The organism is Enterococcus sp. 5H (assembly GCF_028128615.1).
Classification (GTDB): domain Bacteria; phylum Bacillota; class Bacilli; order Lactobacillales; family Enterococcaceae; genus Enterococcus_L.
Map to the genome: position 1 here is coordinate 70,075 of NZ_AMDP01000014.1, position 15,129 is coordinate 85,203.

Consider the following 15,129-nt stretch of genomic DNA (forward strand, 5'->3'; position numbering starts at 1 on the left):
TTTTTATTCGTGTTATTTAGATAAATTCTATACAATAAAAGAGAACTAAGTAAAGAATTGACGGAGGAAATAATTATGAATAATGTAATGGAGCAATTAAAAAAATATGCAGTATTACGTGGGATTGTTTATATTATTTTTGGGTTATTGATTTTATTTAATCCAAGAAGTGTTTTTCAATTAGCTGTTTATTTCATTTCAGCTTATATTGCTATTATGGGTATACTTAATCTTTATGATGGTATCAAGGTGAAAAAATCAACGGGAACTTATGGAATGAGTTTTCTTGGTGGGATTGTACTCATCGTGGTTGCAGCGATTGTTTTGGTTTTTGCTAAGGGAATTGTCAGTATTTTACCGATTTTCTTGGGATTAGCTATTATCATTGTTGGTGTATCACGAGGAATGCAGGCAGTTAATTTACGTAGCTATGTAAATGTGAATTGGGTTCCAATGATGATTTATAGCGTTATTTTAGTAATTGCTGGTTTAGTTTTAACCTTTAATCCATTTAGTAGTGTTTTAGTACTATTCCAATTGTTTGGTGGAATTCTTGTCTTTATGGGTATTGGTGAATTTGCTGCATTTTTCCAATTACGTAAAATTAAATAAAGTTTGATTAAATTAGAAAAGTAAAAAAAACTGTAGCTAAAATCAAGTTTAATGATTTTAGCTACAGTTTTTTATGCGCTTTGGAAAGGGGAAGATTAAGGATATGATAAATCATATAAAGTATAGTTGATCGTGATATCAGAACTACCAATAGTTCCTTCTGTTAATTCAGGTGTCTCTGTTCGAAGTTCATAATCACCCCAGTAAAGTCGATCGTTGTTTTCAACTGAGTAACATTCAAAGTAAACCCGCGAGTAAACCCGATAATAATCGCCGGCATTGTATTGTAAAACTTCATCAGTTAATGTTGTGTCATAGTGGATTTGATCGATTCTTTGTGTGAAACCATAGATATCATAATAGTATACGCGATAGTATGTTGGAGAAATATAGCCTCTTGTTTGGGTATTGATGGTTGGCAAAAGTTCAGAATTTGTATTTTGAATTTTCAAGGTTATATTCAAGGCATTTTTTCTGTAAATAAAGACGATTTCTGAACCTTCTTTAACGTAAGTACCTGATTGTGGTCCAATTGGTGTGATTAGTGTGTAGTCATCGAAAAACATAGGCGCAACTTCATAAGGTGATCCGACTGGTCCAGAGAAAACGGCATCTGGTGAAAGTGGGTTTCCTTCTTCGTCAACACTTTTCGCAGTCACAGTGCCCACTTCTGCTTCACGTGTTTTTACTTTGTAGATAAAGATGATTTCTGTTCCTGATTTAATAAAGAAACCAATTCTAGGATCAGAAGATGAGACGAGGTCATAGCCTTCAAGTAATTTCGGAATAATTTCATAAGGGTCGCCAATATCGTCGGTGAGTGTTTCGCTTGAAATTAGTGTTCCGTTGTCAGTCATATATTTAACAGTGACAAATCCTGTTTCTTCTCTATAGATAAAGGTGATTTCTGAACCAGCTTTGACATAAGTACCTGTTTGAGCGTCTGTTGGTGAGACAAGGATATAGCCTTCGATTTCTTTAGGTGTGATTGAATAAGCTTCGCCGACGATGCCAGTAAAAGTTTCTGTTGAGATAAGTGTTCCGTCTTCTTCTGTGTAATTCACAGTCAAAGTTCCTTTTTCTTCAGGTTTATTTTCTCTTTGAACTAAATATCCAACATAAGTATAACCACTAATGGTTTCTGGTTGATGAGTATAGGCAGTTCCTTGAGTGAGCGTTTCAGAAGTTGCTGGTTGGATTGTAGTTTTTTCAGCTGCGGAAACTGACTTGGCTGCACCAAGTGCTGTAGTTCCTAAAAGGATGAAAATCAGTAATGACTGTCTAATTTTTCTTTTCCAAGCAGCTAAACCGATAACTAAAATAATTAAAGAGAAACCAAATAGATTGTTGATAGTAGAGGTGGAATTTTCACCTGCTTTTGGTAAATCTTGGGTTTTTGATTGTGCAGCAACGGTGTTCGCTGTTGTTGTTTTAGAGGTTGTATTGTTCGCCAATTGGCTGGTAGTAGCAGTATTTTTCTGATAAATTAAGAGAATATCTTCCTGATCAGCGGTTGCCGTCTCATTGGGAGTTGATTGAACAATCTCATTTTTTTCAGTTTGTGTTAATGAAGTGAAATCAATATATTGATAAGTGACAGTACTGGTTTTCTCGGCAGCAAATGAACTGGTTGGTAAAAGGAACGTGAATAAACCTGCGGCTAGAACAAACAAAGCAAATTTCCTAACGAAACTACTTTTCATGATGGCACATCCTTTCTTTATATTCTGTAAAAATAATAAAATCATTAGAATTAAATATTATTTATTAAATGTATATTAACATCGGCTTGTGGGCTGGTAAAGTTGTTAGCTTAGGTTTTTATAGAGTTAGATATTTTTGAACAACTGATTGAGCGAATGTTAAACTTATTTTATTTTAATTTAATTATAAAAAAATGATAAAAATATGATTTAAGGAGCTGGTTTTAAATGAAGCACGAAATGATTTCACCCAACAAAGATTATCCGTTTAAAGTCTTTGCTTTTACATCAAGGAATCCGGATCGTTTAATTTCAACTCATTGGCATGAAAGTGCAGAGTTATTGTACTGTCTAAAGGGAAAATTAGAAGTTCGTTTTCCTCAAGTGACATACATATTGGAACCGGGAGATATGTTGTTTATAAATTCAAATATTGTCCATTCTTCTAGAAGTCCATTGCCAAATGAAGTTTTTGTGATGCAATTTCCGTTACGGTTTTTACACGAAATGACACAAAATCAGTATAATGAACGTTTTTTATTCAATTTAGCGCCAACTAAAGAAAAAAATGAAGTTTTACAACGAGTTTTAAATCGGATTTATCACACTTATCGTGAGGATGATTTGGCTGCAAATTTATTAGTTAAAAGTCGAACGTTGGAATTTTTATCGATTTTGATAAAAAGTTACAGTATTCCGATCGCTACAAAGCAGTCAATCAAGAGTTTAAAGCATTTAGAACGTCTTAAAAAGATCAATGAATTCGTTCAAGAAAACTATAGTCAATCACTAAAGTTAGAGCAGGTGGCGGAAGTTTTTAATTATGATCCAGCCTATTTTTCTCGTTTCTTTAAAAAGTATATGGGCATTCCGTTTTCTGAATACGTTAATACTGTTCGTTTGGAAAAAGCCTATTATCAATTAAGAGACACCGATATGACTGTATTGGACATTGCAATGGCGAATGGTTTTTTCTCGGTAAAGTCGTTTTACAACGTGTTTAAAAAGAATTACACGCTGTCACCACAACAATATCGTAAAAAATATTTCAAGTGAAAAAGTCATTATTTTTCCGATTTGAGGACGAATTAAGCGCAGAAAGGTTCGGAAATAGTTCGTATACTAAATGCAAGTAAAGCGCTTACTGAATTTGAGAGGAGCAGTTAAAAATGAAGAAAAAGTTAGTCGATTTTTTTGATAAAGTGAATCCGTTTTTTGATAAACTAGGCACGAATCCTTATCTCCAAGCTATTTCTGGAGCAATGATGTCTACTCTAGGACCTGTCTTTATAGGTTCAATTGCGGTTTTATTAGTTGTATTTATGAATATGTCAGAAACGCTGCAAGGTTTTACAAATGTGATTGAGTTATTAGGAAAAGTAAATACGTTTACGATTGGATCTTTGGCATTATATATTTCGGTTTTAATGGCAGTAAACTTAGTACGAAAATTAGACGAAAAAGAAGATTTTGTAGCAGCGGGTGTTATTTCTTTAATGTGTTTTTTATTAATTACACCACTGGATAAAACCGCGGATGAAGTTTCCGCGCTGCCAACAACTTGGTTAAGTGCTCAAGGTGTATTTTCTGCGATGATTGTTGGGTTAGTAGTTGGACGTTTATTTTTAGCAATTAAGCATAAAGGCTGGACGATTAAAATGCCGGAAAGTGTGCCGCCAATGGTAACGCGGATGTTTGAATCATTGATTCCTACAGTGTTGATTGGTATTTTATTCATCTTTGTTGATTTTGGATTTGGTCTTACATCATTTGGAAACATGCATCAGTTTGTCTATACTATCATTCAAGAACCCTTAAAAGGAATTGGCGGGTCCATTGGTGCAATGATTATTTTAAGTATTTTACAGCAAGTTCTTTGGTTTTTCGGGATTCATGGAACCAATGTAATTTTACCGATTGTTACACCGTTATGGATGGCGATGGATGTTGAAAATATGAATGCGGTAACAGCAGGGCAAACACCACCAAATATCGTAGGTTTAGCATTCTTTAATATTATTACCTTTGGTGGAATGGCGTTAGGTCTAGTTTTGTTAATGCTTCGTGCCAAAAGTAAACAGTATCGGGAAGTCGGGAAAATTTCGATTGTACCAGCGCTTTTTGGGATTACCGAACCAGTAATTTTTGGTTCGCCATTGGTTTTAAATTTTGATTTAGCTGTGCCATTTATTTTTAATAACAGTATTGGTTTGATTCTAGCTTATTTGCTTACCAAGATCGGTTTAGTATCAAAATTTGTCGGTGTCCAAGCGATCTTTGGGTTGCCAGTAGGATTTCATGCAGCAGTACAGGGAAGTATCTCTGTGATTATTTTACAGTTAGTCATTCAATTAGTTTTATCACCGATTCTTTGGTATCCGTGGTTTAAACGATTAGATAAGAAAACTTACTTGCAAGAACAAGCGGCATATAGCGAAGAGGTGTAGAGAATGGAAGAACAAGCATTAAAAGCATTACTTAAGTCTTTAACTTGGGAAGAAAAAATTGGACAGTTGGTTCAATTATCAGGAGATTTTTTTCACGCAAATGAATTAGCGGTAGGGCCTCAAAAAAAATTAGGGATTGACCAGCAGACGGTTGATTTAGTCGGTTCTGTTTTAAATGTGACAGGTGCAAGTCAGACACGAGAGATTCAAGATCGTTATCTGAAGAAAAGTCGGCATAAGATTCCACTACTGTTTATGGCGGATATTATTTATGGTTATCGCACGATTTATCCAATTCCGTTAGGCTTAGGTGCTACTTGGAATCCTGAGTTGGTTGAACAAGCATATGAAAAAACAGCAGAGGAATCAAAAGCTGCAGGTGCTCATGTGACTTTTGCGCCAATGGTTGATTTAGTTCGTGACGCGCGTTGGGGAAGAACCTTAGAATCTACAGGAGAAGATCCCGTTTTAAATGCAGCCTTTGCAAAAGCGATGGTGACAGGGCTGCAAAAAGATTTAATAAATGGTGGTGGAATTGCTTCGTGCGTGAAGCATTTTGCAGCATATGGAGCAGCTGAAGGCGGTCGTGAATATAATACTGTGGATCTTTCTGAACGTCGTTTGCGGCAAGACCATTTACCATCTTATAAAGCAGCAGTTGACGCGGGGTGTCAATTGGTGATGACTTCTTTTAATACGTATGATGGGATGCCGGTAACCGGTAATGAATTTTTATTGAAAGATATTTTGCGGAAAGAATGGGGATTTGATGGCGTAATTATTTCTGATTATGCGGCAATTCAAGAACTAATCGCTCATGGTGTAGCAACCAACGATCGTGAAGCAGCTAAATTAGCGATTGAAGCAACGACTGATATTGATATGAAAACCGCTTGTTATGCAAAAGAACTTGAGCCGCTGCTTAAAGCTGGTGAAATTAGTGAGGACTTGGTAAATCAGTCAGTTTATCGCGTATTAAAATTAAAAAATGATTTAGGTTTATTTGAAGATCCTTATCGTGGCGCCAGTCAAGAACAAGAAGATCTTGTTTTTGTAACAGAAGAAAACCGCGAACTAGCGAAGAAAGTTTCTTCTGAAGCAGTGGTTTTACTGCAAAATAAAAACAATGTGTTACCTTTAACGGCAAATTCAGAAAAAGTTTTATTAGTAGGTCCCTATGGTAATAATCAAGATTTAATTGGATTATGGGCTGTTCACGGTGACCGCAACGACGTAGTGACAATCAAAAAAGGCTTGGAAAACTATTTAGACTCGGATCATTTATTATTTACGCAAGGCTGCGATATGCTTGCTGATTATCAATTTTTAGGCGAGTTCGGAGCAACCAAAGATCAAATTGAACAATCTGGTCTATCTGCACAAGCAAAAGCAGCGGAGTTAAAAAAGGCTTTAACTTTAGCCAATGAAGCAGATACCATTATTTTTGCATTAGGTGAACATACAATGCAAAGTGGTGAGGCAGGTAGTCGTACAGATATCACGTTACCAAAAATTCAAAAAGATTTTTTAGCTGAACTTAGTGTATTAAATAAGAAAACAATCTTAGTCGTTATCAGTGGCAGACCACTTGTTTTGACCAAAGAAACGGAGCAAGTAGATGGGATTATTCAAGCATGGTTTCCAGGGACAGAAGGTGGGAATGCAATAGCTGATATTATTTTCGGAAAAACGAATCCTTCCGGACGATTAAGTATGAGCTTCCCTTATACAGTTGGGCAATTACCGCTTTATTATAGTGAGTTTAAAACGGGTCGTCCTTTAACTAGTACAACGCATAAAGGCCGATTTGTTTCTAAATATTTAGATAGCCCAAATGAGCCGCTATTTCCGTTTGGCTTTGGTTTATCATACAGTGAAGTGATTTATTCAGATTTGAAACTTAGTACCGAAAAAATGACCGACGAATTGACGGTTTCAGTCAAAATCAAAAATATTTCAGGCAAACCTTGTATGGAAACTGTTCAATTGTATACACAAGATGTGACAGGCTCTGTTGTAAGACCTGTAAAAGAATTAAAAGCTTTCCAAAAGGTAGCATTAGCTGCTGGAGAAGAAAAAACGGTTTGTTTTTCACTAACACGAGAAGCATTGAAATTCTATACCAAAGATATGACATTTACAGCGGAACTAGGAGACTTTATCGTTTTCGTTGGAGCAAACGTTCACGATACGTTGGAGCAGCACTTTGAATTGATCTAATGTAAATAGAATTACTAAAAAAAAACCATATCTGCTGAAAATTTCAGCAGGATGGTTTTTTAACATCAAAAAATTAAAGTTAAACTTGCAAAAAAAATAGTGAAATGGTACTCTTAATTTCTAATTGAGAATGATTTTCATTTTCATTTTTAAAAGCGATTACTTGTTGAGAAATCAACAACCAAGTATAGAGAATAGGAGAAAGGCAATGGAAAATCAGACAATAGCACAAACCATTAGAGAACGTCGTACCGTCCGAACACTTTCGGATCAGCCACTTTCTATAGATAAAATATATCAGCTGTTGGAAACCGCTAGTTATGCCCCTTTTCATTCGAAAAATGAACCATGGCAAGTTAGTATTGTCAGCAGCAAACAAGAACGCAATCTGTTCGTTGAGAAAATCATGGCTAGCTATGATCGTTTAGACATATGGGCAAACTATGACCCGCAATATTTAGCGAAGGCCAAAACAAGAACGCATGATTATTTTCTTGATGTTCCAGTGACTTTAATTGTTACCGCACCCATTTGTGAAGATGAAATAGAAAACTTAGAAGCCGTGAGTGCTGTTTCAGCGTTTATCCAAAATTTTCAATTGGCTGCATGGACTGAAAACATTGGTGTGACATGGCGTACAATTCCGGTTATTTCTGATAAGGTATTCAAAGAGGAAATAGGCGTTTCAGAACAGGAACAAATTATTGGGCTACTGGACATAACAGTAGTTGACCAATCTGTGAAACTTCCTAGGGCTAAGCGTGTACCAGTAGAAAAGTGGACAAACCAATTATCTGATAGACTATCAGAAATTGAGTAAAGAAAAGTTATTATTTTAAGTTTTAAGATTTTTTAGGAGGCGTATTTTTTTGCAGGCAATCAAAGCAAGTAATGTGAAATCTAAAACAAAAGCCAAGCATTACTATCCGATGATTCTTTTATTGTTAGTTCTTTTAATTTTAGTTTCAATTGTTTATTCGCTGATTAACGGGCAAGCGTCTGTTTCAGTTGAGGATATTTTTCAAATTTTATTAACGAAAATCTCTGGTGGTAGGCTTGGCTCATTAGATAAGGTTTCAAGTAATGCAGCTGTTAACATTATTTGGTTTGTGCGTACGCCTCGTGTGATTTTAGCTGTTTTTGTAGGCATGGGCTTAGCGACAACAGGAGCTGTGATGCAGGCCATTGTTCAAAACCCGCTGGCCGATCCTTATATTTTAGGGATATCGTCTGGCGCATCTCTTGGCGCAACTTTTGCAATTTTAGTTGGTTTTGGTTCAGCCTCTGTTTTTGCTCAATTTGGGATGGCCTTTGGTGCATTTGTTGGTGCGATGATTGCAGCATTTGCGGTATTAGTTTTATCAGGGATTGGCGGGCGGATGACTTCTGTGAAACTGGTTTTGTCTGGTTCGGTGATTAGTGCCTTGTTTAGTTCGGTATCTAGTTTTATTGTTTACTTAGCGAATAATGCTGAAGGAATGAAGACTGTTACTTTTTGGTCTATGGGAAGTTTAGCTTCAGCTAGTTGGAATAAGTTAGCTGTTTTATCTGTAACAGTTGTGATTATCACTGGGTTCTTTTTATTTCAGCATCGAATTTTGAACGTAATGTTATTAGGTGATGAAGCAGCTGTAACGTTAGGGGTACCCTTAAGTAAATATCGACAGTTTTATTTATTACTTGCGGCATTACTAACAGGTGTAATTGTGGCTTATTCCGGTATGATCGGCTTTGTGGGGTTGATTATTCCTCATATTGTCCGTGGCTTTATTGGCTCAGATCATAAACGTCTGCTTCCTGTTGTAGCGTTGTCAGGCTCATTATTCATGATTTGGGCAGATGTTTTATCTCGAACGCTTATTTCAAGTGTTGAGCTACCAATAGGAATTATTACAGCGGTGATTGGTGCACCAATGTTCATCTATATTATTGTTAAAAAAGGCTACAATTTCGGAGGCTAAACAATGGAACTCAGTGTAAAAGATTTAGAAATCATGATTGGACAAGAATCGATTGTGAAAAGTATCTCTTTTCAAACGCAAAAAAAGCAATTTGTCGGAATTATCGGGGCAAATGGCTGTGGAAAATCAACGATGCTTAAGGGGATCTATAAAGGAATCAAGCCACAAGCAGGTCGAGTCTTTTTAGACGATTTGGATCTTTTGGCAGTTTCTGAAAAAAAAGTAGCACAAAAATTAGGTGTAGTTAATCAGTTTAACGAGCTGAATTTTGATTTAAGTGTGTTTCAAATGGTGTTACTTGGGCGAACTCCTCATAAGAAATTGTTAGAATCAGACACCCAAGAAGACATCGCTATTGTGACCGATGCATTGGCTAAAACAAATTTACTTTGCTATGCCGATCGAAGCTTTTTATCGTTATCTGGTGGAGAAAAACAACGGGTAATTTTAGCACGAACCCTTGCTCAACAGCCGAGTTATATGATTTTGGATGAACCAACCAATCATTTGGATATTCGCTATCAATTAGAAATTTTGAATTGTGTTAAAAAATTGGGAATAGGTGTTCTAGCTGCTCTTCACGATTTGGAGCTAGCGGCTCATTATTGTGATTACATTTATGCAATGAAAGCAGGCAAAATTATTGCGGAAGGTAAACCAGAAGAGCTATTTACAGAAGAGCTGATTGAAGAAATTTACGGTGTGAGATGTGTCATTTATAAGAATCCAGTGACACAGCGTTTAGCATTTGCATATTCGATAGATTAATGAATAAAGTTTGGTATAAAAATTAACTGAAGAGGAAGCGAAACAATGAAAAAAGTACTTATTTTTAGTTTGTTAAGTTTAACTATTTTAACAGGATGCACTCCTAAAGCAGAAGAAAAGGTGGAGCAAGAACAAAGTACGGGTTATCCTGTAACAGTTTCTAATTTCACCAAAGCAGAAGGGGCTGAAAGTTGGCAAGAAAAAGACCAAACGTTTGATAAAGCACCGGAAAAAGTCTTAGCAAATACCCGACCTGCAGCAGAATTACTACTTCACTTAGGTTTAAAAGATAAAATCGCTGGTGTTGGTGCAGTATTTGGCGCTCCAGATAAATCAGTAGAAAAAGAATTTGATGAATTGAATCAATTGTCAACTGACTATATTGGTAAAGAAATGGCACTAAGTGTTGATCCGGATCTGGTTTATGGCCGCGGAGGTTTATTTGATAATCAGGATTGGGGTGTTGGAACAGTTGATTCATTGAACGATATGGGCATTAAAACATTTGTGCTAAATTCTTCTGTAACTGGCGGAACATTTGCTTCTGTTTACGATGATATCGATAATTTAGGCAAAGTATTTAATGTAAAAGACAAAGCAGATGCCTTTAAAAAAGAACTACAAGATCGTCAAGCAACAGTTGATGAAAAACTAGCTCAAATCAAAGAGGACCAAACATTTGCCTATATTCATACGACTGACCCGCAAGAATTATATGTTTATCCAGCTCATAATGAAACATTCTTTAACGATATTTTCAGCATGGTAAAATTAGATAATGTATTTAAAGACGAACAAGGTGAAGTTAGTATCGAAAAATTAATTGAAACAGATCCTGATGTTCTGATTGTTGCTGATTGGGAATCATATCAAAATGGTATTTCTGGTCAAACAATGGTCGATGCTATCTTGAATAATCAAAAGCTTTCAAGTATGAAAGCAGTGAAAAACAAGCAAGTATATGCTATGGATTACAATTACATGTTCGGTTACGGTTATCAAGCGTTAGATGGTGTGGAAAAATTAGCGGATGAAATGTATCCTGCAAAATAAAGAATAGCTAAAGATAGTAGCAAAAAAACAGAACCGCAGTCGTTTTTAGACAGAGGTTCTGTTTTTTGGTTATCATTTGGATAAAATTATGTAGGGGAAAATAGTTGCTTACTGTAATGACAATACTTGACCAATATACACTGTTGAATCGGTTAAATTATTTTTTGTCATCAAATCTTGAAGCGACAATTTATTTTTTTCAGCAATCACAGAAAGAGTATCCCCAGCTTGAACGGTGTACGTAGTTGCTGTAGGTTCTGCCGTTTGATGTTGAGCAACCTCTGATGACGAGTGTGTATCTTCTGTTTGATTGGAACTTTCTACAGTATTCGTACTTGAACTAGATTCTGTGGTTGTACTTGTGCTAACCGAACTTTCTTTTTCAGGTACATTCTTTTCAGCTTCACCGTAAGATTCCGCTTGAACACTTGTCCGTTGGTCTAGCTGTTTTACTTGCTGCTCGATACTATTTAACTTTTCATCTTGTTTAGATTCTGCTTGAACATTTAAAAACAATAATAAGCACAAGACAAGTGTATTTATTACCAATAATAAAATAACGGTTGCGATAGACGTTTTTGATGCTGAAGCTGGACGTTGTTGTTTACGTCTAGTATATTCTTCTTCCAAAATATTTCCACTCCTTTCATTATAAATTTACAAGAGTAATACTTTAAAATAAAGCATTTTAAGTATAGCACAATGTGAGCAGACACTCAAAGAGGAATTTGGTGAGCAATAATAGCGACTGTTATCAAACGGATATAGATGAAATATAAAAAAACAAATTAAACTTATTTAAGCAGATGTTTTTATTGGAAAAAAGGGCTTTTTTTATTTTTTATTTAAATAAAAAAGTATATTATTTAGTTTTTTTAATATTTTTTTCGTAGGAAAAATAACGTTCTGGATAAACAACAATTTTTTTGTAAAGAAAAATCAATGAAATAATTTGTCTATTTTGGACAATTTTAAGTATACGTAGGGGTAAGAAAAATAATAATTCACTAAGTTGTTCGAACAAGTGATGGTAAATAGTAGAAGAAATTGATTAGTTATGTTTATAATAGAGGGGGATAATAAAAATTTAATACTTCTGGCTGAAGTTTTAGCTAAAAGTGATTACGTTTACATCCACGAAAATGAGCGCATTTTTGATTGTCGGTTGGAGAGATCTAAGTAGATGATTTCAAGAAGCGTACAATAAATGGAGGCAATATTATGGAACATAAACAACTAGATCAGTTTCCAAATGATTTTTTATGGGGATCAGCTTCAGCAGCTTATCAGGTAGAAGGAGCTTGGGAAGCAGACGGCAAAGGCGTTTCCGTTTGGGATGAGTTCGTTCGAATTCCAGGAAAAACGTTTAAAGGGACTAATGGTGATGTGGCTGTAGATCATTATCATCGATATAAAGAAGACATTGCATTGATGAAAGAGCAAGGGCTGAAAGCATATCGCTTCTCTGTTGCATGGACACGAATTTTTCCAAATGGAAGAGGGGAAATCAACCAAGCGGGGTTGCAGTTTTATATTGATTTAGTCGATGAATTAATTGCTAACCAAATTGAACCGGTAGTAACGTTGTACCATTGGGATTTACCCCAAGCACTGCAAGATGAGTATCAAGGTTGGGAATCTAGAAAAATCATCGCTGACTTTACGAATTATGCAACTGTTTTATTTGAAGCTTTACGCGGAAAAGTAAATTACTGGGTGAGTCTAAATGAACAAAATATCTTTATTACTCATGGCTATTTAATGGCATCACATCCACCGGCAGTTAGTGATCCAAAAAGAATGTATCAAGCAAATCACCATGCTAATCTAGCGAATGCAGCAGTTATTAAAAAATTCCATGAGTTGGAAATGCCAGGGAAAATTGGACCAAGTTTTGCCTATGGACCTAACTATTCGTTGAATAGTGATCCGAAAAACATTTTAGCAGCTGAAGATTCCGAAGATTTAAATGCTCATTTTTGGATGGATGTTTATTTGTTTGGGAAGTATCCGATTGTTGCTTTGAAGATGTTGAAAGAACAAGGACTAGCACCAGAAATGGAAGCTGGAGATGAAGAACTTTTAATTGCTGGAAAACCAGACTTTTTAGGTATTAATTACTATCAAACGAATACGGTTGTCTTTAATCCAATTGATGGAGTTGGACTAGGCAAAATGAATACGACAGGTGAAAAAGGTTCTTCTGAAGAATCTGGTGTTCCAGGAGTATTTAAGCGTGTGGAGAATCCGTTTGTTGAACGAACAAATTGGGATTGGGAAATTGATCCGGAAGGACTTAGAATTGGATTACGCCGCATTACCAGCCGCTATCGAATTCCTGTTTTAATCACTGAGAATGGTTTAGGTGAATACGATAAATTAACGGAAGAAAAAGAAATTCATGATGATTATCGGATTAATTATTTAAACAGCCACATCCATGCTATTCGAGAAGCAATGACTGATGGAGTAGAAGTTTTAGGTTACTGTACTTGGTCATACACAGATTTACTTAGCTGGCTTAACGGTTATCAAAAACGCTATGGTTTTGTTTATGTCGATCAAGACGAAAATCAAAACGGCAGTTTAAAACGCTACAAAAAGGATAGTTTCTATTGGTATAAAAAAGTAATTCAAGAAAACGGCAACAATATTTAATCATTCAGCGTATTTAGTTAGTAGAAAAAAGCTGACATCAATAAGTTTATTCGTTCAGTCATTGATGAAAGTCAGTGAACTGAACGTTTTTTATTTTCCAATGGTTTATCATGGGCGCTTTTTTTGTTCCTTGTTATAATTAAATTGTATTGTACAGAGAATTTCCATTATTAAAAAGCTTGAAAGCATTGAAAATAAAGGAGGATGTCACAATGAAACAATTTGACGTAATGATTATTGGAAGTGGACCTGGCGGTATGGCCGCAGCCTATGAACTAGCTGGGACTTATGAAAAAGTTGCAATAGTGGAAGCTGATCTTTGGGGCGGAACGTGTCCAAACCGTGGCTGTGATCCTAAAAAAGTGTTATACGGGGCTGTAGAAGCAAAAGACGGAGTAGATCAATTAGTAAAAAAAGGCTTTGAAAAGCACCCTGAAATTAACTGGCGAGAATTAATGGCATTTAAAGAAACGTTTACCCAGCCAGTACCAGTCGAACAAAAAGCTGGTTTAGCAGATTCAGGTATTCAGACAATCACAGGGAAAGCGGTATTTAAAGATGAGCATACAATAGTGGTTGGAGCAGAGGAGTATTATTCAGATATTTTTATTTTAGCAACTGGACAACATTCGGCAATTTTAGATATCTCAGGAAAAGAGCATTTTAGTACAAGTACTGATTTTTTATCTATGAAAGAATTACCTAGAAAAATAGCTTTTGTCGGCGGAGGGTATATCTCACTTGAGCTAGCCAATATCGCTAATAGCTGTGGCAGCGAAGTGCATATACTTCATCATAATGAACGACCACTGAAAGAATTTGATAAATCGTTGACCCAAGATTTAATTGAAAATCTAAAAGCCAGAGGGATTCAATTTCATTTTAACGAGTCTGTTCAAGAAATCAACAAGCAGAAGGAACAGTTTCAGTTAACGCTGACTAGTCAAGATACTTTGTTAGTTGATCGAGTTTTTTGTGCAACAGGTCGGATTCCCAATGTAGAAGGAATGGGTCTTGAAAAAATTGGTGTTGAATATACTCATAAAGGAATTGTAGTAAATGATTATTTACAGACAACAGTTGAAAATATTTATGCTCTGGGTGATTGCTTAGCAAAAACAAATCCTAAGCTAACGCCAATAGCTAGTTTTGAAGGCAGTTATCTTGCTAAATTACTTACCAAAACAGGCCAAGAAGCGATTCATTATCCTGTATTGCCAACAATCGTTTTCAGTTCTCCTAAGTTAGCTCAAGTTGGTTTGACCGATGAAAAGTCGCTAGCTAATGACAACTATCAAGTCAAAGAGCTGGATTTGGCACAATGGTTTACGTATAAACGCTTAAATGAACCAGTAGTGAAGGCGAAAGTTATCATTGAAAAAGATACAGGTTTATTAGTCGGGGCAACAGTTTTGGGTAATGAAGCCGATCAATTAATTAACTTAGTTACATTAATGATTAATCAACAATTAAAAGCTGAAACGGTCAATGCTATGATTATGCTGTATCCAACTGTAGCTAGTGACTTGAGTTATCTTTATTAAGAAAATCTGCTGTGGGCGTTTTAATTTTGCGCCATTCACGGCTTTTTTTGTTGTGTCTGTTGACTTTCATGGTAGTCTAGTGAATAATAATATAATTACTTGATGGTTAATTGATAAATAGAATTTATCAATTGTATAAAAATAAAGCATTAGATATTATAGA

At 35.6% G+C, this 15,129-nt stretch carries 12 protein-coding genes; 10 read left to right on the forward strand and 2 right to left on the reverse strand.

Annotation, left to right across the window (positions count from 1 at the left end):
* Window positions 1–75: 75 nt before the first annotated feature.
* Window positions 76–612, forward strand: a complete 537-nt coding sequence (locus C240_RS04035) for an HdeD family acid-resistance protein (RefSeq protein ID WP_271491308.1) — start codon at window positions 76–78, stop codon at window positions 610–612.
* A 95-nt stretch (window positions 613–707) separates the two neighbouring features.
* Here the strand turns inward: C240_RS04035 and C240_RS04040 are convergent, their stop codons facing one another.
* Window positions 708–2,315 carry a MucBP domain-containing protein gene (locus C240_RS04040; protein ID WP_271491311.1) on the reverse strand — a complete coding sequence of 536 codons (1,608 nt, stop codon included), beginning with the start codon at window positions 2,313–2,315 and terminating at the stop codon, window positions 708–710.
* 228 nt (window positions 2,316–2,543) lie between these two features.
* On the opposite strand from C240_RS04040, the gene C240_RS04045 reads away from it, so the two are divergent.
* From C240_RS04045 to C240_RS04075, 7 genes are all read left to right on the forward strand, one after another.
* Window positions 2,544–3,371 (forward strand): AraC family transcriptional regulator, encoded by an 828-nt coding sequence (locus tag C240_RS04045; protein ID WP_271491313.1) that lies wholly within the window; start codon window positions 2,544–2,546, stop codon window positions 3,369–3,371.
* Window positions 3,372–3,484: 113 nt separating this feature from the next.
* Entirely contained in the window at window positions 3,485–4,762 is a 1,278-nt protein-coding gene (locus C240_RS04050) for a PTS sugar transporter subunit IIC (protein ID WP_271491314.1), read from the forward strand.
* A gap of 3 nt (window positions 4,763–4,765) precedes the next feature.
* A complete protein-coding gene (gene bglX / locus C240_RS04055) occupies window positions 4,766–6,982 on the forward strand; it encodes a beta-glucosidase BglX (protein ID WP_271491316.1) in 2,217 nt (738 codons plus the stop codon).
* 208 nt (window positions 6,983–7,190) lie between these two features.
* The gene (locus C240_RS04060) at window positions 7,191–7,802 is read left to right on the forward strand and encodes a nitroreductase family protein (protein ID WP_271491319.1); all 612 of its coding nucleotides are present in this window, start codon (window positions 7,191–7,193) and stop codon (window positions 7,800–7,802) included.
* A 109-nt stretch (window positions 7,803–7,911) separates the two neighbouring features.
* On the forward strand, window positions 7,912–8,943 hold the full coding sequence (locus C240_RS04065; RefSeq protein WP_271491624.1) for a FecCD family ABC transporter permease: 1,032 nt from the start codon (window positions 7,912–7,914) through the stop codon (window positions 8,941–8,943).
* A gap of 3 nt (window positions 8,944–8,946) precedes the next feature.
* Window positions 8,947–9,711, forward strand: a complete 765-nt coding sequence (locus C240_RS04070) for an ABC transporter ATP-binding protein (protein ID WP_271491322.1) — start codon at window positions 8,947–8,949, stop codon at window positions 9,709–9,711.
* Window positions 9,712–9,756: 45 nt separating this feature from the next.
* Window positions 9,757–10,764, forward strand: coding sequence for an ABC transporter substrate-binding protein (locus C240_RS04075; protein ID WP_271491325.1), 1,008 nt, complete (start codon window positions 9,757–9,759; stop codon window positions 10,762–10,764).
* Between the two features lie 108 nt (window positions 10,765–10,872).
* Here the strand turns inward: C240_RS04075 and C240_RS04080 are convergent, their stop codons facing one another.
* Window positions 10,873–11,394: a LysM peptidoglycan-binding domain-containing protein gene (locus C240_RS04080; RefSeq protein ID WP_271491328.1), complete on the reverse strand. Its 522-nt coding sequence runs from the start codon at window positions 11,392–11,394 to the stop codon at window positions 10,873–10,875.
* 591 nt (window positions 11,395–11,985) lie between these two features.
* Here C240_RS04080 and C240_RS04085 point away from each other — a divergent pair.
* Together C240_RS04085 and C240_RS04090 are read left to right on the forward strand one after the other, a co-directional pair.
* Window positions 11,986–13,422: a glycoside hydrolase family 1 protein gene (locus C240_RS04085; RefSeq protein ID WP_271491331.1), complete on the forward strand. Its 1,437-nt coding sequence runs from the start codon at window positions 11,986–11,988 to the stop codon at window positions 13,420–13,422.
* A gap of 212 nt (window positions 13,423–13,634) precedes the next feature.
* Entirely contained in the window at window positions 13,635–14,966 is a 1,332-nt protein-coding gene (locus C240_RS04090; protein ID WP_271491335.1) for a dihydrolipoyl dehydrogenase family protein, read from the forward strand.
* Window positions 14,967–15,129 lie beyond the last annotated feature (163 nt).

Bases quoted from the DNA above. Each gene is read 5' to 3' on its own strand.
- C240_RS04035 (WP_271491308.1), top strand. From the start codon at position 76: ATGAATAATGTAATGGAGCAATTAAAAAAATATGCAGTATTACGTGGG.
- C240_RS04040 (WP_271491311.1), bottom strand. From the start codon at position 2,315: ATGAAAAGTAGTTTCGTTAGGAAATTTGCTTTGTTTGTTCTAGCCGCA.
- C240_RS04045 (WP_271491313.1), top strand. From the start codon at position 2,544: ATGAAGCACGAAATGATTTCACCCAACAAAGATTATCCGTTTAAAGTC.
- C240_RS04050 (WP_271491314.1), top strand. From the start codon at position 3,485: ATGAAGAAAAAGTTAGTCGATTTTTTTGATAAAGTGAATCCGTTTTTT.
- bglX (WP_271491316.1), top strand. From the start codon at position 4,766: ATGGAAGAACAAGCATTAAAAGCATTACTTAAGTCTTTAACTTGGGAA.
- C240_RS04060 (WP_271491319.1), top strand. From the start codon at position 7,191: ATGGAAAATCAGACAATAGCACAAACCATTAGAGAACGTCGTACCGTC.
- C240_RS04065 (WP_271491624.1), top strand. From the start codon at position 7,912: ATGATTCTTTTATTGTTAGTTCTTTTAATTTTAGTTTCAATTGTTTAT.
- C240_RS04070 (WP_271491322.1), top strand. From the start codon at position 8,947: ATGGAACTCAGTGTAAAAGATTTAGAAATCATGATTGGACAAGAATCG.
- C240_RS04075 (WP_271491325.1), top strand. From the start codon at position 9,757: ATGAAAAAAGTACTTATTTTTAGTTTGTTAAGTTTAACTATTTTAACA.
- C240_RS04085 (WP_271491331.1), top strand. From the start codon at position 11,986: ATGGAACATAAACAACTAGATCAGTTTCCAAATGATTTTTTATGGGGA.
- C240_RS04090 (WP_271491335.1), top strand. From the start codon at position 13,635: ATGAAACAATTTGACGTAATGATTATTGGAAGTGGACCTGGCGGTATG.